The organism is Thiohalobacter sp. COW1, assembly GCF_016629505.1.
Taxonomy (GTDB): Bacteria; Pseudomonadota; Gammaproteobacteria; order Thiohalobacterales; family Thiohalobacteraceae; genus Thiohalobacter; species Thiohalobacter thiocyanaticus_A.
The window spans coordinates 942,358-960,643 of record NZ_AP024239.1 but is presented as its reverse complement, the minus strand read 5'-3'; the positions used below and the strand labels follow the sequence as shown (position 1 = coordinate 960,643).

The following is an 18,286-nucleotide window of genomic DNA, read 5'->3' as shown; positions in this document are numbered from 1 at the left end:
GCATGGAATCCTTGCGCTGGATACTGCTGGGGGTGGGAGTGCTGGTGATCGGAGGCGTCTACCTCTGGTCGCGTCGCCCCGCCTGGCCGCCGCGGGTCGAGCCCCGGGTCGAACCCGACACCCAGCCGGAACCCGGTGATTTCGATATCGGCGGCGATTCCGCGCTGGAATCCGAAACCTTCAGCCAGGTCGAGCCGCCCCCGGCGGAGTCGGAACCCCGGGCCTGGCCGGATGCGATCGACCAGGAACTGGAGGAACTGAGCGCGGCCATCAAGGAAGAACGTCAGGGCGGCCCGGCGGCACCGGCGCACCCGCCCGACGCGGTGGAGAAGATCATCGTCTTCTATCTCATTGCCCCGCGCGGCGAGCCCTTCAGCGGCAACGACATGGACCGCGCCTTCACCGAACTGGGGCTGGAGTACGGCGACATGCAGATCTATCACCGCATGGCGCCCGGCAGCTTCCGCCGACCGGTGTTCAGCATCGCCAATCTCACCGAGCCCGGCACCTTCGATCCCGCCGCGCTGGGGCACTTCACCACCCCGGGCCTGAGCCTGTTCCTGCAGCTGCCGGCCCCCATCGATTCGCTCAAGGCCTTTGACGACCTGGACGACACTGCGCACAGGCTTGCCGACATCCTCGGCGGCGAGTTGCGCGACGAGACCCGCAGTCCCCTGAGTCGCCAGCGCATCGACAACCTGCGCGAGGAGGTGGCCGAGTTCGAGCGCCGGCAGAAACTCAAGCACGCCGGCCGATGAGCGCCTCGAACAAGCTGCGGGAACGGGTCGAGCGGCTGCGCGAGCAGATTCGTCACCACAACTATCTCTACTATGCCCTCGACGCCCCCGAGATCTCTGACGCCGAATACGACGCTCTCCTGCGCGAACTGCAGGAACTGGAGTCCGAACACCCCGAACTGGTCACCGCGGATTCGCCCACCCAGCGGGTCGGCGCCGAACCGGTGGCCGCCTTCGGCACGGTGCGCCACGAACTGCCCATGCTGTCGTTGGACAACGCCTTCTCCGACCAGGAACTCGAGGACTTCGATCGCCGCATCCATGAGCGCCTGAAAACCGAGGAGGCGATCGAATACGCCGCCGAGCCCAAGCTGGACGGGCTGGCCGTGAGCCTGCTGTACGAAAAGGGCCGTCTGGTGCGCGGCGCGACCCGCGGCGACGGCGCCACCGGCGAGGACATCACCGCCAACGTGCGCACCATCGCCTCCATCCCCCTGAAGCTGGTCGGCAGGGATTATCCGGAACGCCTGGAGGTACGGGGCGAGGTCTACATGACCCACGCCGGCTTCAGGCGGCTCAACGAAGCGGCGGAACGGGAAGGCGGCAAGACCTTCGTCAACCCCCGCAATGCCGCGGCCGGCAGCCTGCGCCAGCTCGATCCGAAGGTCACGGCGAAGCGGCCGCTGGAATTCTTCTGCTATGGCGCCGGACGGGTCGAGGGTGCCGAACTGCCCGACCGCCACATCGATGTGCTGGAGCAGCTGAAGGCCTGGGGTCAGCGCATCTATCCCGAGATCCGCCGGGTCAAGGGGCTGGATGGCTGTCACGAGTACTATCAGGATATGGAGCGCCGGCGCGAATCCCTGGACTTCGATATCGACGGCGTCGTGTTCAAGGTCGATCGCCGCGACCTGCAGGAACGGCTCGGTTTCGTTTCCCGCGCCCCGCGCTGGGCCATTGCCCGCAAGTTCCCGGCCCAGGAGGTCAACACTGTGCTGCGCGAGGTGGAATGGCAGGTCGGGCGCACCGGCGTACTGACGCCGGTGGCGCGGCTGGAGCCGGTATTCGTCGGCGGGGTGACGGTCACCAACGCCACCCTGCACAACCCGGACGAGATCGAGCGCAAGGATATCCGCCTGGGCGATACCGTGGTGGTGCGTCGCGCCGGTGACGTGATTCCGCAGGTGGTTGCCGTGGTCAAGGCCAGACGCCCCAGGGGTGCGAAGCGCATCAGCCTGCCGAAGCGATGCCCTGTGTGTCACTCCGATGTGGTGCGCGACGAGGGCGCCGCCGCCCTGCGCTGCAGTGGCGGACTGCATTGCCCGGCCCAGCGCAAGGCCGGACTGATCCACTTCGCCTCGCGCCGCGCCATGGACATCGACGGCCTGGGCGACAAACTGATCGAGCAGCTGGTCGAGCGCGACCTGGTGCAGGATGCCGCCGATCTGTATGCGCTTACACAGGCGCAGCTCGCCGGCCTGGATCGCATGGCCGAGAAGTCGGCGCAGAACCTGATCCAGGCCCTGGACAGGAGCAAGACGGTCTCGTTGCCGCGCTTCATCCATGCACTGGGTATCCCAGAGGTCGGAGAAGCCACCGCCAAGGGCCTGGCCGCGCACTTCGGCAGTCTGGATGGCTTGATGGAGGCCGACGAAGCGGCACTGCAGGAGGTGCCGGATGTCGGCCCGGTGGTGGCGCGCGAGATCGCCACCTTCTTCAACCAGAAGCATAACCGCCAGGTGATCGACAAACTGCGCCGCCACGGGATCGAACCGCCGGCGCAGAAGATCAAGCGCCGGGCAGAACTGCCGATCAAGGGGCAGACCTGGGTGTTGACCGGCGCGCTCGAGTCCATGACCCGTGACCAGGCGAAGGAGCGGCTGGAGGCGCTGGGCGCGAAGGTGACCGGCAGCGTGTCGAAGAAAACCGACTATGTCGTCGCCGGCAGCGAGGCGGGCTCCAAACTCACGAAGGCCGAGCAGTTGGGGGTCGAGGTGCTGGCTGAGGCCGCCTTCCTGAAACGGCTGGAGGAACTGGAACAGGGCAGGTGAGCACACCGCGCCTGCGCATCTCCGCACGCGAAGGGGCAGCGGCGGTTCGTGCCGTGCGGATCGCTCCCCGGCCGCTGGCAGCCTCCGGCCTCTGCCCGGGCCCGGAACCCGTTGCACCCCCCGGATGATCCTGCCATTGGCCCGCCAGGGCCGGGGGCGCATAATATGTAGGATGACGATCAGGGCCGGGATGCCCGCCACGCATGAATGGAACCGGACGAATAATGACAAGTACAGCACAGGGGCGCACCACTCCGCTCGGCGGCAAGTTCGGCAAGCTGATGGAAAGCTGCCGGCGCATGACCCGCTCGCATCTCGCGCCGCTCATCCACGCCCTGCTCGAGCAGGCGGAAATCGCATTGCTGGAAGCCGCCGACAAGGCCGGTGACAACCAGAAGCAGCTGCAGTATTTCGACACCATGAACCTGGTCAAGCGTAACCAGGACCGGCTCGCCGAGCGCTACCTGCAGGCGGTCGATGCCGGCTTCGAGAATTTCATCCAGGGACGGTTGCCGGCCACCGGCGGCAGCGGCCTGGCCGGCCTGAAGATGCAGCAGCTGGCACTGGTGGACAAGCAGGCCATCGAATACGAACTGCCGGTCAGGAACCTCGTCGCCAAGGCCAATGCCGCCTATGCCGATGCCCTCTACGGCCTCGACCAGCGCCTGGCCGTCGTCAATGGCGGTGACCGGGTGGCGGAGCCGGTCCAGCCCGGCGGACCGGTGCAGCTGGCCCAGGCCTTTGCCGACGCGCTGCAGGATATCGAGATGGAAAAACCCGTCCTGCTGATCCTGTTCGCACTCTATGACCGCCATGTCATCCGCGAACTGCAGGCCTATTACGAGGAATACAACCGGCGGCTGGTCGGCGCCGGCATCCTGCCCAACCTGCGCTACGAGATCCGCAAGCATCATGATGCCCGACAGGCGCGGCCGACAGCGCCGCCCGCAGCCAGCGAGGCGCAGGGTGGCCGCGGCGCCGACAGCGGTTTCTCGGTGGTGGACGCCCCGGCGGGTGCCGCCGGCGAGGAGAGCATGCACCCACCTGCCAGCCGCGGGTCGGCCGGTCACGGCGGGTCCGGCGGCGGCACGGGCAATGCGATGCTTTCCGATGAGGAACTGGATCTGCTCACCGATCTGCGCCGTGGCGTGGCCTCGCATCGCGGCGAGGCAGAACCGGACAGCCGGCAGCTGCCGCCGGAACAGCGCGAATCCAGCCGCCGCCGCATCGTGCAGTCGGCCCAGAGCATCCAGGAGACCTATGCCGAGGGGGGTGGCGCGGCCCAGGATCTGGACCAGCTGATCACCAACCTGGAAGTGGATGCCGATCTGCTCGGCCATCTGCAGACGGTCATCGACACCGAGCGGCGCCAGATCGAAAGCGCAGTGGACCAGGCGGCGCTGGATCCCGAGGACGCCGACATCATCGACCTGGTCGGACTGCTGTTCGAGCGCATGCTGGCCGAGGAGCGTCTACCCAATGCGGTCAAGGCGCTGCTCAGTCGGCTGCACACGCCTTATCTCAAGATCGGACTGCTGGACAAGGCTTTCTTCATGCGCAACGAGCATCCGGCGCGGCGGCTGCTGGACCGGATGGTCGATGCCGGCGCCCACTGGGTGGTCGAAGATGATCTGCAGCGCGGTATCTTTCCCTGCCTGCGCGAAACCGTGGAGCGGATCATGCAGGACTACGCGCAGGACCCACAGCTGTTCCAGGACCTGGAGCAGGGGCTTGGTTCGCACATCGAGGAACTCGAACACAAGACCGGGATCATCGAGAGCCGCGCCGTGGAGGCGGCCAACGGCCAGGAGCGGCTGGGGCAGGCACGGCGGCGCGCGCACGCCGAGATCGCCCGCATCGTCGCCGAACGCCATCTGCCCGAGGAGGCCGCCGTTCATCTGACCCAGGTCTGGGCGGAGAAGCTGATGTTCATCCTCCTGCGCGAGCATGACGGCGAGGCCAACCCGGCCTGGAAGCTGGCCACCCGGGTGCTGCAGGATATCGTCGACAGTATCGAACCTCCCGAATCCGAGGCCGAGTGCGAACGCCGTCGGGCACGGCTGCCGCGAATGCAGACGGCGATCCGCGACTCGCTGGGTGAACTGAGCGAATACGGGCGCAAGGATACGCCGGAACTGATGAAACGCATCCAGGCCTGGCAGGAGGCGGCCTGCGATCCCCAGGCCGCTCCCGCAACCACGCCGGTCCGGCTGGAGGTGCTGGATCTCACCCTGCCCGAGCAGGCCGGGACGGACTCGCCCGAAACCCGGCTCTCGGCCCTGGAACAGACCCATGCCGAGCACCTGGAGCAGATCGATTACGGCACCTGGTTCCAGTTCATCGAACCGGACAGCCGGCCGCGGCGACTGCGTCTGGCCTGGTACAGCAAGCTCAGCAAACGCTACCTGTTCGTCGATCCCATGGGGGTGAAGGCCGCCGAGTATTCGCGCGACCAGTTGGCGCGGCGGTTGGCCGCGGACACCGCCCGGATCGTGCAGCAGGACACCCGGGCCTTCGTCGACCGGGTCATGGATACGGTCCTGTCCTGGATCGCCGATAAGAACCCGACCAATCGATGAAATCTGGCTGACGGAGCCGTTAATGGAAGAGAAACGCCAACATGCCCGCAAGGCCGTTCCCGCCGGGGTCCGGGTCCGTGACCTGAATACCGGCCAGGAACTCGGCACCCTGCTGAACCTCTCGACCAGCGGCATGATGATCTTCTGCGAGCAGCCGCTGCCGGCCAATGCCGTCTACCAGTGCGAACTGGAACTCGGCGCTGCCGCCCGGAGCGGGGAACCCCTGCGCCTCGGGGTGGAATCCCTCTGGTGCCAGGCCTCGGAACAACCGGGCGCCTGGTGGGCCGGACTGCGGATCATCGATATCGAGCCCGGCCACAGCGCCAGTCTGGAACGCTATCTGGACGAACTCTGAAATGCATGCGCGTGCGCAGGCATGTTCGCGCTATGCTGTCGGATATGAAAGGCTTCCTGCTGTTTTCCCTGTTCCTGCTGTCGCCGCTGTTGGGGCACGCTCAGGATTTCCCCCTGCCGCCCCGGGACGTGGATCTGGTCGGGCGGGTCCAGGTGATCGAGGCTGTCCATGAGGATACCCTCCTGGATATCGCCCGCCGACATCAACTCGGCCATGACGAGATCCTGCTGGCCAATCCCGGCGTGGAGCGCTGGCTGCCGGGAGACGGCACTGCGGTTACCCTGCCGACCCGTTTCATCCTGCCGGCCGGCGAGCGCGAAGGGCTGGTACTGAATGTGCCCGAAATGCGCCTTTACTATTATCCACCGGCAGCCGGCGGTGAAAGGCGGGTAGTGCGGACCTGGCCGGTCAGCGTCGGGCGCATGGACTGGAACACCCCGCTGGGCAGCTGGAAGATCATCCGCAAACAGACCGATCCGGCCTGGTATCCGCCCGCTTCGATCCGCGAGGAGGCCGCGGCCCGCGGCGAGCCCCTGCCGGAGGTGGTGCCGGCGGGGCCCGACAACCCGCTCGGCCAGCATGCGCTGCGCCTGAGCGTGCCGGGCTATCTCATCCACGGCACCAACAAGCCCTGGGGCATCGGTATGCGGGTCACGCACGGCTGTATCCGCATGTACCCGGAGGATGTTGCCGTCCTGTACGAGCAGGTGCCGGTCGGCACGCCGGTGCGAATCGTCAACCAGACGGTGAAGGCGGGGTGGCTGCTGGGAACCCTGTACCTGGAGGTGCATCCCCCGCTGGAGGAGGATCGGCCCGGGCGTGATCAGCTGCTGTCCATCGCCCTGGATGCCATCGAAGCGGCGACTGAGGGGCGCCCGCCGGTGCGCCTGAGCGGCAGGCGGATCAAACAGGCGGTGGAGAATCCGAGCGGCTATCCGGTCGCGGTCTCGCTCCCGGAATGAGGCGCCGCCCTGCGCAGGTCGGCAGGGCGGCGGTTCGTCTTACTTGTACATGGACTTCTTGAACATGCGGTCGATCTTGGCGTCGGTCTCCTCGGCCCTGGCCTTGGCGGCGGCCGCGTCGTCCTGGGCCTCTTCGGCCAGGGTGCGGGCGGCGGCCGCATCGCTCCGGGCCGCGGCGGCCTCGGCGGCGGCGGCGTCCGCGGTACTCTGCGCCCGTTCGATATCGGAACGCAGCTGATCGATTTCGCCGGTGCTGGCGCAGCCGCCGAGGGCGAAGGCGCCGAGGAGCAGGATGGCGCCGGTTCGTGTTGTCTGTTTCATTGTCGCGTCTCCCTGTGACGAGGGGTGGGTGAAAGAAACCTTCTTTGGTGAACGGGTCTCACATCGCAGTATATCCAAGCCCCGTGGCTATTCAATGACCACCCTCACGCCTTTGTCGATCCATTGAGCCAGATCATCCACCTGCTCGTTGGTCAGGGCGATGCAGCCCTCGGTCCAGTTGAAATCGGCATGCACCGCAGGGTCGCCATCCCCCAGCCCGTGAATACCGATGTAACCGCCCAGGGCCGTATGCTGCGGCGGCTCGATGCCCCGGTGCAGGGCCTGGCGGATGCGCTCGAACTGCGTCGCCGTGATGCGGCCCGCCTGCAGCCCGGCGCGGGCATGGGCGAGGTTGGGATAATCCAGGCCGTAGAAGCGGTGGAAGTCGGTGCGCGGGGCGATGCGTACGATGCGGAACTCGCCCAGCGGGGTCATGCCGTCGCCGCCGCGCTTGGCCCTGGTGGTGCCGTAACGGCCGATGGCGATATTGTCATAGGTGCGCAGCCGCTCACCGTTGCGCATCACGTGGAGTTCCAGCCGGCCGGTATCCACCCGCAGCCAGACCGGCGGCCGCTCCGGCGCTTCGGCCGCGGCCGGGCCGGACAGCAGCAGGCAGAGCAGCCCCGCGCAGCAGCGCCTAAGCCGGCTCACCCGGGGCATCCAGTTCGGCGGCCAGGGCCGCGTCGTCGATCGCCGCCCCCAGAAAGTCCGCCAGGCTGCGCAGGTCCTTCTCGGCATTGTCCAGGCAGGAGGTGCCGCCGGGCGAGGGCGTCATGTTGAAGATCGCGCCCCGGCCGGTGTCGATCTTGGCCTCGCCCATCAACAGCTTCGCGTTGGGCTTGTCGATCAGCTGCGGGCGGATGCCGCCGAAACGGCGGGCAAAGCTGAGATCGCCATAGCGCAGAGCCGGGACGATCTTGCGCACGTCGCGCAGGAACAGCCCCTTGCGCAGCACCGGCACCTCGAACAGCAGGTTCTTGGCCATGTAGTGGCGGATATCGCGCACCTTGAGCAGATCCCACAGCACCTGCGCCACCCGGCGGTCGAAGCGCAGCACCCGCAGGAAATCCGGCAGGGTGCGGTAGTTGTAGCGCTCCAGGATGGGCAGGATCAGCGCGGTGGGGCCGAAGCGGGTCTTGCCCGGCACCATGACGTCGGGATCGCCGTGGATGGCGGCAAAGGGCAGCTTGTCGTTCTGCACGGTATAGACCTTGCCGTTGAGGATCTGGGGGGTGAAGTAATAGCTGCCGGCCACCGGCAGGCAGGAATACTCCAGCCCATAGCCCAGGTCCTGGGCCAGCTTGAGGCTGTGGCCGCCGGCACAGACCACCAGCGCGCGGGTGCGGTAGCAGGCCTGGCCGCTGTCCACCCGCAGGCCGTTGTCTTCGATGACGATCTGCGTGACCGGCTCGTTGTAATGCACATCCACCTGCTTGCCGGGCACGGCCTGGGCCTGGCGCAGGAAGGAACGCGATACGGCGCCGAAATCCACCGCCGTGTATTCATCGGTCGAGCCCAGCGCCAGCAGCGGTTCCGGACGCAGGTGCCCGTCGGCCCCGGTGGCCACCGCCGGTTCGATGCGGGCGATGTCCTGCTTCTCCAGCAGCCGCAGCGCGGGATAGTGCGGGCTGAGGCTGTCGAAGCGCTTGCGCAGCGCCGCACACTCGGTCTCGCCGACGCCCAGCACCATCTTGGGATACTTGAAGATCAGATGCTCGCGGTCCGGCTGGCGCAGGCAGTAGTTGGCCAGCTTGCGCGCGGCCTGCTGCACCTTGAGCGCCTTGTCCAGGCTGTAGTTGGTCTCGATGTCGCCGCAGTGCAGGGTCTGGCTGTTGTTGCTGGACAGGGTGTTGACCTGCGCCGGGGCGGCGTACTTCTCCAGGATGCCGATGCGCTCGATATCGCTGTAGCGGGCCGCCAGGTACAGCAGCGCGGTGCCGGAGATGCCGGCGCCGATGATGAGCAAGTCGTACTGGGTGGTAGGCATGCCGGGAAAATCCTGTGGTCAAGAAATGCTTCGACCGCCAATGGTAGCGGAATTTTACCGTGCATCATACACGCTGTGCTTAACAGAAGAATGGATATGACCGGATGCGGTCAATTCGGAGCAACGCTATCCTGCCACCAGGTTTCACAGCGAATGATCCCTACCGAACTATCTCCGGCGTAACCAGGATATTTCTCCACTATATTTTCGAATTTTGGATGTTAAGTACAGATTGCTTTGGCCTGCGTTGTTTCCCATTTCTGGGGTGCCTTAATTGATAATAATTTTCTTCAATAAGTCAGACTGATGCCCTATATTAATCGGCCAATTCTACTATGCTTACATCGCTCGGATACTGAAATTTCAATGAATATTAATATTCTATGAATAAATTTATATCATTATTGAGCTTAATGGAGTCATATAACATGTATTGACATTCAATATTAAAGTTGCTAGAAATTAACATAACAAAATAATGTAGCGCCGATGAAAAAAACGGTCCGCGCTATTACGAAATAATAAAAATGGAGCCAAACGTATGTCTACATGGATGTGTATTCAGTGGCCTGTCCGCCAAGCTACGGCTAACCGGCTATTTTCTTACCAATTAGCCTGCCATTATTCTGTTTATTGCCCTCCCTGTAGTAAAGGATCAAGCGACGCAGTCGGCTTATATCTACAACGCATCAGATTTCTTGCAGTGGCGCCGGAGACCATTAGTCTTCCTAGTGGCTCATTATGCGTTAACGGAAAGTGGATGGGGAATCCGGTATGAATACCAGTGTTAGTGTTCCATATGCTTGGATATGGTTACTTCTGATATCCTTCCTTAACGGTTGTGCCAGTATGCAACCCCTATCGAATTACGCTCGTTCAGGCGATACAGTCGTAATTTCTTTGGGAGGCACCCGCAGCAACGCGATGGTTTCGATATTAGATAAAAGCGCGATCAACGTAACGATCACCGATACCTCTGGCAACACCTACCCGGTCAAGCTGCGTAATTTATTCCGCCTCTACAGCGATCCGACAAGTGCCTACAGTTTCCGTTCCGGCTCTCCTTTCTTTACTTGGGATCAATACGTTCGCCCGCATCAGGGTGTCTGGATGGCAGTCATTGATCTTGTCGACCCAGAGAACGGATCACTTCCACCACTTGCTATCGGAACCGCCAGCCTAAGCGTCAGTTCGCCAGAACTTAATCCCGCTAATCCTGAGACCATATACAATGACGGCGACTTGAGTAATATCCCGATCGAGATTCTGTCAGGCACGGGAACACCCAATCCGATGAATCAAGAATGGAATACTTTTCCAGCGCCACTGAATAGCCTCGAGCCACAGCCGCAGTTGCAAGTAAGTGTTTCTGGGACTCCAAGCACTCTGATAGGCGGTGCGAGTTTCACCTTTAGCTATGTCACAGAAAGATTCACGATCAATAGCTTTGATGGTAAGTCTCCACGAGTGGTTGCAACAAGTCCTGACCCCAATATCCAGCTGAGTTCCATTCATATAAACCAGGGGGATGGAACGACTTTAATCAAAGCAATAATCATCAATCCTCACGGTTTCAATGTAAACGACAGTGCATCCGGGATTATTAATGGGCGTAGCTTGCTAAGCAGTCTTGAGATCAGCGTCATGTGGGATAGAACCAATACAAAAACGCCAATTACTGAATCGAATTGGCAGGATGCAATACAATTTATTGGTGGAGAGTTCTATGACATCGATGGAAGTCTGATGCCAGAACTGACGCCGACAATGGAAGTCAAGCTATAACCCGGGCTATTTATGGGTGCAGATGCCTAGATGTGGACTGGAAACGCAAAATGACTGTGACCGTAACCCCATTCAGATCTTTATTTTTTCGTGGTTCTAAAATATACCAATATGCTTATAGGCTGAGACTTGCAGTCATTATTGTGGCCGGTTTCAATGTTCTTCATATGGACACTCCTCAGGCCGGCGAGTTGATTGCTGGGGACCTGGCGCCGCGTGATAACCCAGACGGAGAGATCAATGGTAGAGATATAGTGGTTCTTCAGAGAATCATTCTGGGCGACATAGATCCTACGCCTACTGAACGACTGGTGGCGGATGTCGGACCACTCACTGGCGCAGATGGCGTTCTCAATGTTGCAGATGTTCTCATATTAACGCGTGCTGTTTTTGGTGAAATTGAATTAGCCCCCATTGTTGACAACGGAGCACCAGAAAATGCGGATGTTTCCAAAATTACAGTCCTGGAAGATGGAGAAGGTGAAGTTACCGTTACTGGTGACAATAATGCGGTAGAAGGCCATGCGGAAATCAGTCTGGTGAACTATGAAACCGGTGAAAGGGTGGTAACACAGGCAGATGAAGAAGGTGGGTTTTCTGCAAGCATTGGTGGCGTCAGTGGAGAAGTGATTGCCGTTATAGTGACGGATGCAGCCGGAAATAAGAGCGGGCAGGCCGGTGTAGCAGTTGGCGATTTTTTGAGCGTGAATATAACGAGCCCTGCATCGGGAAGCACGATTGATGCAGATAGTGTCTTGGTATCCGGAACCTACACTGGCCCATCCGACACCGCAATCACCATAAATGGTGTATCTGCATGCACAATTAATAATTCCTTCTATGCTAATGGTGTTTCACTTGATGATGGAACGAATGAGCTACGTGCTACAGCCAGAATAGTGGATAATGTGGGGGCCGAGAAATCAGTTTACGTTTACAGTTCAGGCCCGTCCCAGCTACGCGTCAGCACTACGCCAGCATGCGGCATTGCGCCTCAGGAAGTAGTGTTTTCCATTACCAATGATACGACTGTTCAAATCGATTCGATAGAATTTGATGCCAATGCTGATGGAGCCATGGATGCCGTCCTGACCGACGATGTGGATGAAATCCGTCACACCTATATAAATCCCGGTGTATATCAATCGGTAGCTACATTCCATTACGCGAACGGTGAAAGATACGACATTGAAAATATGATTGTTGTGCGTCCAGTTTCGGATATCGATGCGAAACTGCGTGCTGTCTATTCTCGTATGCTTGATCGGCTTAGAGTCGGAGCAATAGAAGGCGCAATGACTCATATAACCTCGACCATGCGAAACAAGTACAGTTCGACATTTCATTCATCACAGGACAAACTGGCCAATATCATCGATCAACTTGGGGTGCTTCACGGAGGTGCTATCGGAGAAAATATCGCCCAATATATCGTATTGCGAAGTGAAGGAGGAAAAGATGTCGGATTCTCTGTGTTTTTTGTTCGTGGCGCAGATGGTGTCTGGCGGATCGGTGAAATGTAGGCCAGGAAACAATAAAACATGTTTGCCATGCATTAACGATTGAAACAGGGTGCAATCTTTTCCGGCACAGCCACTTCACCATCCGGGGCGCCCGCGAGGCGCAGTGGCGTGCTCTGACCGGACAGGATCGCTACGGCAACACCGCCATCGGCCCCGGGGGCACCGACGTTGATGAATCAGTGCGCAAGGCCTACTGGGCAACCACCTTCCGCGCCCTGGGCGATGTCCTGCACCTGATCCAGGACATGGCCCAGCCCCAGCACACCCGCAACGATTTGCACAACACCGACTACGGCCATGGCGAGAGGGTGTATGAGAAGTACACCAATGCGCGGGTGCTGAGGCAGGCGCTTACATGCGTCAATGCCGGTGATCGCATGCCGTCAGCAATCGATTATGGTGGCTTTCAACTGGAAATATAAGGCATAGAGTATGAGTGTAGTTGATGGAAATATGTGGCGTGCAATGGTCATGTTCGCGCTTCTTTGGCCACTGCTGTCCTGTGCTGCATCGGGTGGGCCTGTGGAAGGAGTGGTCGTCGTTGCTGAGACTGGGAAACCGATAGAGGGTGCGATTGTCGTGGCGCGGTGGACCGCGCAACTCAACCAGATCGCCGACTCCTCGACCATGTGCTACCACGTTGAGACAACGACGACAGACTCTGAGGGGCGCTATCTGATCGAGCGGTGGAGGTCCAGTCATCCCCCTATGTTGCAGCAGTTGTTTATGTTTGATCGCGAGGTACATGTAACGGTCTATGCAAAAGGGTATCGCATGCCCAATAGATTAAAAAAAGATAGGGTAACGATGGTTCCGCATGGCGTTGGAGGTATCAAGCGCTTGTCGTATTTGAAAAAACTTAGCAACGCCACTCATTGTGGTGAGGCTGTAGATAGCAAGATGAATCTGCTCTTGTTTAAACAATCTCTGTACGATGAGGCGCGCGAATTAGCATCCTCACGGGAAGGTAATGATATTGTCGAGACACTTCTATTTGGGGTGGAGAGCTTGAGTGTTGGCAGTGATAAGGCGCTAGAAAATATGCAGATTAGAAGGAAAAATGAATGACAAGACCTCTATTCTATCTGTCTTTTATCATAGTTATTTGGATTCATGATTCAGCTCTTGCGTATGAACTGGAGACGCATGGAGCTTTATCTAAAAAATCGTACGAACGCTCGGTCGTTGCTCATGACGGGGCTCTATTTAATGTGATCGGCATCAATAAAAGTGACCTCAATCCCTTTGGAGCAGATTACTATGATGTTTCTGGCTCTCTGGTTCGTGCGCGGCAACAACACGATTTTGAAAGGGAAAATATGCCTAATGAGGGTAAAGAATACTTGGCAGTTCAAGGCTGGCTCCTCCGCGGCGCCATCCGCGAAGACGACATGCCCTGGCCTATCGGCGCCAACCCTCAGGACGATCCCGACGGCCAGATCTTCCGCGTCCTGCGCCATTTCTACGACCCGGTCAATGACCGGGGCCTGAGAGTCCTCTGGAAGGAGTTCACCCCGGCCACGGACTGGGCCACTGGCAGTGTCGACACCTTCGATATGCCCAACGTCGTCGACATCGACCGCCGCAACCACTTCACCATCCTCGACGCCCGCGAGGCGCAATGGCGGGCGCTGACCGGTCAGGACCGCTACGGCAGCACCGCCATCGGCCCCGGGGGCACCGACGCCGATGAATCTGTGCGCAAGGCCTACTGGGCAACCACCTTCCGCGCCCTGGGCGATGTCCTGCACCTGATCCAGGACATGGCCCAGCCCCAGCATACCCGCAACGATCTGCACAACACCGACTACGGCCATGGCGAGACGGTGTATGAGAAGTACACCAATGCGCGTGTGCTGGGGCAGGCGCTGACATGCGTCAATGGAAACAGCCGGATACGGCAGGCGTGATTTTGATCACGAATTAATAGGCAAAGAGTATGAGCTTTCTTGTTAGAAATATATGGCGTGCAATTTCCGTATTAGCGCTTCTTTGGCCTTTGCTGTCCTGCGCAGCATCGGGTGGGCCTGTTGAAGGTATGGTCGTTGATGAGGAAACAGGGAAACCAATAGAAGGTGCAATCGTCGTAGCCCGTTGGACTGCGCAGCTCAATCAGATCGCGGATTCCTCGACCATATGCTATCACGTGGAAACGACGACAACAGATTCTGAGGGGCGCTATCGGATAGAGCGGTGGAGATCCGATCATCCCCCAATGTTTCAGCAGTTGTTTATGTTTGATCGCGAGGTGTATGTGACTGCTTATGCAGACGGATACCGAATGGCAGATCGACATCCGAAAGACAAAAAGATGATGATTCCATTCGTTGGTTCGACTGTCGAAAGACTAAAATATCTTTCGTTGATCGCTGTAAGTTGCAGCCATAAGAAAAAGGTAGAGGTTAAACTTCTCCCTCTTTATAAGGCTTTATATGACGAAGCATCCGATATCGCAAAAACGCCAGAAGAGAAAAGAATGGCTCTGTATCGTTTGCGAGATATCGAACGATTAGAGCTTGGATCAGAGCAAGCATGGGAAAAATACAGAGAACGAGAGAAGAAAATTGATCAATAAAATTAAAAAACTAGTCATATTATTAGTAATAGTTCACCCCTTGGCAGCGAGAGGCTATGAATTGGCTACCCATGGCCGATTAACATATGCGTCTTATAAGCGCTCATTTATTGGGTATGATATAACTCTAGCAAAAGATTTCGGTATTCAAGATATCAATACATTTGGACTCGTATATTATGATACAAAAAGTGGTCTAATAAGAGAACGGGAAATAAATGATTTTGAGCAAAGCAAACGCCGTTTTCCAGAAGAGGTTGACCCGATTTCAATCTCAGGTTGGTTCCTACGCGGTGCCATCCGCGAAGACGATGTCCCATGGCCGTTTGGTGAAAACCCCCAGGACGACCCCGACGGCCAGATCTTCCGCGTACTGCGCCATTTCTACGACCCGGTCAACGACCGGGGCCTCAGGATCCTATGGAAGGACTTCACCCCGGCCACCGACTGGGCCACCGGCAGCGTCGACACCTTCGATATGCCCAACGTCGTCGACATCGATCGCCGCAATCACTTCACCATCCTCGACGCCCGCGAGGCGCAATGGCGGGCGCTGACCGGTCAGGACCGCTACGGCAGCACCGCCATCGGCCCCGGGGGCACCGACGCCGATGAATCTGTGCGCAAGGCCTACTGGGCAACCACCTTCCGCGCCCTGGGCGATGTCCTGCACCTGATCCAGGACATGGCCCAGCCCCAGCACACCCGCAACGATTTGCACAACACCGACTACGGCCATGGTGAGACGGTGTATGAGAAGTACACCAATGCGCGTGTGCTGGGGCAGGGGCTGACATGCGTCAATGGTAACAGTCGGACACCGCCGGCGATCGACTATGGTGATTATCCCATTCCCCGGTTCACGCGCTACAGTGACATTTTCAGCACCGAGCCCGGCGGGGACGTCATGGCCGGACTGGGGCTGGCCGATTACAGCAATCGCGGCTTTTTCAGCGCTGGGACCAATCTGGGTAATACCGCTTACGTGCATCCTGTGGGCGATCCAGAACTGTATGAGCGCGAACGTCTGAGTATGACGGACCCCTGCCTGCCGGTCGGTGCGGAGACCGATATTCTGCGAGGGACTGTACCCGATCATATGCATGTACCGGATTATCATGTCGCCCTGTCATCCCGCGGTCTCTGGGATGTTTCCACATGGGAAGACCCGGTGGCGGAGGAAATTCGCTATACGCTGGGCGAGACCGCGTACGATGAAATGGCTGATCTGCTGATTCCGCGCGCGGTGGCATATGGTGCGGGATTCCTGAATTACTTCTTCCGCGGAAGGCTGGAGGTGCAGGTCGAGAATTTTTCCGGGTCCGACGTCAGTGTCCGTTTTCGCAATGTTTCCACGGAAGACACGGTATTCAGTGACAACGGTGACAGTCAGCTGATTGCAACCTACCGCTATCGGGAGGGCCAGGACTGGGGCTTCGGAACGGCCGAAGCATCCGTCAATCTAGCGGCGGGCGACGATGTGGCGCCTGGCGCGACCAGCGCCAATACCTATACTTTCACCTTTGACCCCGCGATCCCCGATAGTGCGGCAGAAATCGAACTGCGGCTGGTGTATCGAGGCCGGCTTGGCAACGAAGCCGATGCCATCGCGGTCGGGATGAGTGAAGTGACCTCACCAGGCTTTATATTTTTCCCTTCACCGGAGGCGGCAGACGGTTTAACCACACTGCGCTTGCTCCACAAGGAAGACGGTGAGTGGCGGATGCCGGCGGGTGAGTACGAGGCCGACGGTAATATCGATTGGAAGGGCTGGTATGTCGATGGCAAGCCCACTCGTGTGCTGACCTGGTATGGAACGCCGAGTCGGTATTTCCCGCCTGGAAACAATTCCTCTTCCGTGTTCGATACGGAAATCTATCAAAATGGTGTCTTGTATGCGATTGCGCCGAATCGCGTGTTGGGCGCCGCCCTGATGCGCGAAGACGACGGCAGCGAGTGGCTGATTGCCATCTGCTCGGATGGGGCGACGGATGTGGTTTACCGAAAGCCGAATGTCCAGGATATATCGGATGCTTTATACGACCCGGATACCGCACCTAATGGCTGGCAGGTTATGGGGATGTTCCCTGGTATTGACGGCTACCTTCCCGATGTACCGTGGTTCTTCAACGGAGATGGAACCGAGGCGCAGACGATACGTGGGTATAACAGCGATGATTTGACGAGATTGAAAATAACCCTTTCAGGCGGAAGTGCGCAGCGTCAGAATCTGGGCAACCTGGAGAAACCGATACAGGAGCATGAGGAAAGCTGGAGAGTCTCTTGCAGCGGAGAAGTAGAGATGCCATCCACCTGCGGTGGTGGATTCAAACGCTGTGGCTATACAAAGGAGGTTAAATATCATCATATAGATGAGATTCAAAGTCCCGCCAGAAAATATGTTGTTGCAGTTGACTATCTTGACAATCAGGAACTGCTTCTTTATGCCTTTGTGGAAGGGTATTGGACAAATGAAGAAATCAGTAGATCCTATACAAAAATAAACTATCTATATTATCCGGATGGGCGCTCCCGTGGAAAACGCAAAGAGGAGGATGAGAAATACACTCATACGGTTACGCGGGACGATGAAATCGTATTGTCTCTGCAGGGCAATGAGCTTCATTATAAATATAAGAATGCGCGGGCGTATTCATTTAACTTCGATGCAGAGTACGCCGGGGAGTCCTACAACGATGAGCCTGATCCACCTCCGGAGCGAGATTTTGCCCATTCTACACAAAACGAGCATGAGCTTCGTCACGAAATGTGGTTCATTTCTTATGCGGACCTCAGGGCAGGCGTGGTTATATCTCGAGACACAATCGAGACTATTGAGGGAGAGGGGTCCGGAGACACGTTGAGCACAGAGCAACATAGCTATTACTCATATAGCAATGTCGACTACATAGAAGATACGATTATAAAGCATGGCGATAAACACATACCAACAGAGAAGAATAATCATGGATATACAACGGCTGGCGAAGTATATCCGACGATCTCTTTCGGTGAGAATATTCAGAGATGTAGATCAGATGCTTTCGAGGTGGACGACTCCACTGGGGTTAACAGCTCAAACATTCGATTTTGGGATAGTCTTGCTTATGAAGTGACTCGTCCGATTGGCGCAGCAGTCGATCGCAGCGGGCATTTGCTGCTTTCTTTTCTCTACAATAACAATACTTATTCTCCTGTGAATACCTCGCTGGAAAGCAACAGGCGTTTGAATTACCTTACTGGTGGGGATTTGATACAATTCGCAGTAGGTGCGACAGATGAATTGTCGTTTGATCCTGTAAGTGTTTACTAGGGCCTGTTAATAACACGGATCAAATTGGACTGTGCTGCGCTGAAGATTATTGCTTTGCAGGATTGGGCTCATTCAATCAAGATTACAGTGACAGGATT

15 protein-coding genes are annotated in these 18,286 nt (G+C 58.4%); 12 read left to right on the top strand and 3 right to left on the bottom strand.

Annotation, left to right across the window (positions count from 1 at the left end):
- Window positions 1-2: 2 nt before the first annotated feature.
- The 5 genes from zipA to COW1_RS04475 all read left to right on the top strand — a co-directional run bounded on the left by zipA (window position 3) and on the right by COW1_RS04475 (window position 6,684).
- Window positions 3-758, top strand: coding sequence for a cell division protein ZipA (gene zipA, locus COW1_RS04495; protein ID WP_201345565.1), 756 nt, complete (start codon window positions 3-5; stop codon window positions 756-758).
- On the top strand, window positions 755-2,788 hold the full coding sequence (ligA, locus tag COW1_RS04490) for an NAD-dependent DNA ligase LigA (protein WP_201345564.1): 2,034 nt from the start codon (window positions 755-757) through the stop codon (window positions 2,786-2,788). The genes zipA and ligA overlap by 4 nt, the downstream gene beginning before the upstream one ends.
- Before the next feature lie 224 nt (window positions 2,789-3,012).
- Window positions 3,013-5,367, top strand: coding sequence for a DUF1631 family protein (locus COW1_RS04485; protein WP_201345563.1), 2,355 nt, complete (start codon window positions 3,013-3,015; stop codon window positions 5,365-5,367).
- A 22-nt stretch (window positions 5,368-5,389) separates the two neighbouring features.
- Window positions 5,390-5,722 carry a PilZ domain-containing protein gene (locus tag COW1_RS04480; protein ID WP_096366279.1) on the top strand — a complete coding sequence of 111 codons (333 nt, stop codon included), beginning with the start codon at window positions 5,390-5,392 and terminating at the stop codon, window positions 5,720-5,722.
- A 44-nt stretch (window positions 5,723-5,766) separates the two neighbouring features.
- The gene (locus COW1_RS04475; protein WP_201345562.1) at window positions 5,767-6,684 is read left to right on the top strand and encodes a L,D-transpeptidase family protein; all 918 of its coding nucleotides are present in this window, start codon (window positions 5,767-5,769) and stop codon (window positions 6,682-6,684) included.
- A gap of 39 nt (window positions 6,685-6,723) precedes the next feature.
- Here the strand turns inward: COW1_RS04475 and COW1_RS04470 are convergent, their stop codons facing one another.
- The 3 genes from COW1_RS04470 to COW1_RS04460 all read right to left on the bottom strand — a co-directional run bounded on the left by COW1_RS04470 (window position 6,724) and on the right by COW1_RS04460 (window position 8,992).
- Window positions 6,724-7,005, bottom strand: coding sequence for an Lpp/OprI family alanine-zipper lipoprotein (locus tag COW1_RS04470; protein WP_201345561.1), 282 nt, complete (start codon window positions 7,003-7,005; stop codon window positions 6,724-6,726).
- An 87-nt stretch (window positions 7,006-7,092) separates the two neighbouring features.
- The gene (locus COW1_RS04465) at window positions 7,093-7,656 is read right to left on the bottom strand and encodes a murein L,D-transpeptidase family protein (protein WP_201345560.1); all 564 of its coding nucleotides are present in this window, start codon (window positions 7,654-7,656) and stop codon (window positions 7,093-7,095) included.
- On the bottom strand, window positions 7,643-8,992 hold the full coding sequence (locus COW1_RS04460; protein WP_201345559.1) for an FAD-dependent oxidoreductase: 1,350 nt from the start codon (window positions 8,990-8,992) through the stop codon (window positions 7,643-7,645). Before COW1_RS04460 ends, COW1_RS04465 begins: the two co-directional genes overlap by 14 nt.
- Window positions 8,993-9,766: 774 nt before the next feature.
- Here COW1_RS04460 and COW1_RS04455 point away from each other — a divergent pair.
- The 7 genes from COW1_RS04455 to COW1_RS04425 all read left to right on the top strand — a co-directional run bounded on the left by COW1_RS04455 (window position 9,767) and on the right by COW1_RS04425 (window position 18,188).
- Window positions 9,767-10,777, top strand: a complete 1,011-nt coding sequence (locus tag COW1_RS04455) for a hypothetical protein (RefSeq protein WP_201345558.1) — start codon at window positions 9,767-9,769, stop codon at window positions 10,775-10,777.
- A 50-nt stretch (window positions 10,778-10,827) separates the two neighbouring features.
- Window positions 10,828-12,300, top strand: a complete 1,473-nt coding sequence (locus tag COW1_RS04450; protein ID WP_201345557.1) for a hypothetical protein — start codon at window positions 10,828-10,830, stop codon at window positions 12,298-12,300.
- A gap of 179 nt (window positions 12,301-12,479) precedes the next feature.
- On the top strand, window positions 12,480-12,722 hold the full coding sequence (locus COW1_RS04445; protein WP_201345556.1) for a hypothetical protein: 243 nt from the start codon (window positions 12,480-12,482) through the stop codon (window positions 12,720-12,722).
- Window positions 12,723-12,732: 10 nt separating this feature from the next.
- Window positions 12,733-13,368 carry a hypothetical protein gene (locus COW1_RS04440; RefSeq protein ID WP_201345555.1) on the top strand — a complete coding sequence of 212 codons (636 nt, stop codon included), beginning with the start codon at window positions 12,733-12,735 and terminating at the stop codon, window positions 13,366-13,368.
- 323 nt (window positions 13,369-13,691) lie between these two features.
- A complete protein-coding gene (locus COW1_RS04435) occupies window positions 13,692-14,210 on the top strand; it encodes a hypothetical protein (RefSeq protein WP_201345554.1) in 519 nt (172 codons plus the stop codon).
- 29 nt (window positions 14,211-14,239) lie between these two features.
- Entirely contained in the window at window positions 14,240-14,875 is a 636-nt protein-coding gene (locus tag COW1_RS04430) for a carboxypeptidase-like regulatory domain-containing protein (protein WP_201345553.1), read from the top strand.
- Window positions 14,817-18,188: a hypothetical protein gene (locus COW1_RS04425; protein ID WP_201345552.1), complete on the top strand. Its 3,372-nt coding sequence runs from the start codon at window positions 14,817-14,819 to the stop codon at window positions 18,186-18,188. Before COW1_RS04430 ends, COW1_RS04425 begins: the two co-directional genes overlap by 59 nt.
- Window positions 18,189-18,286 lie beyond the last annotated feature (98 nt).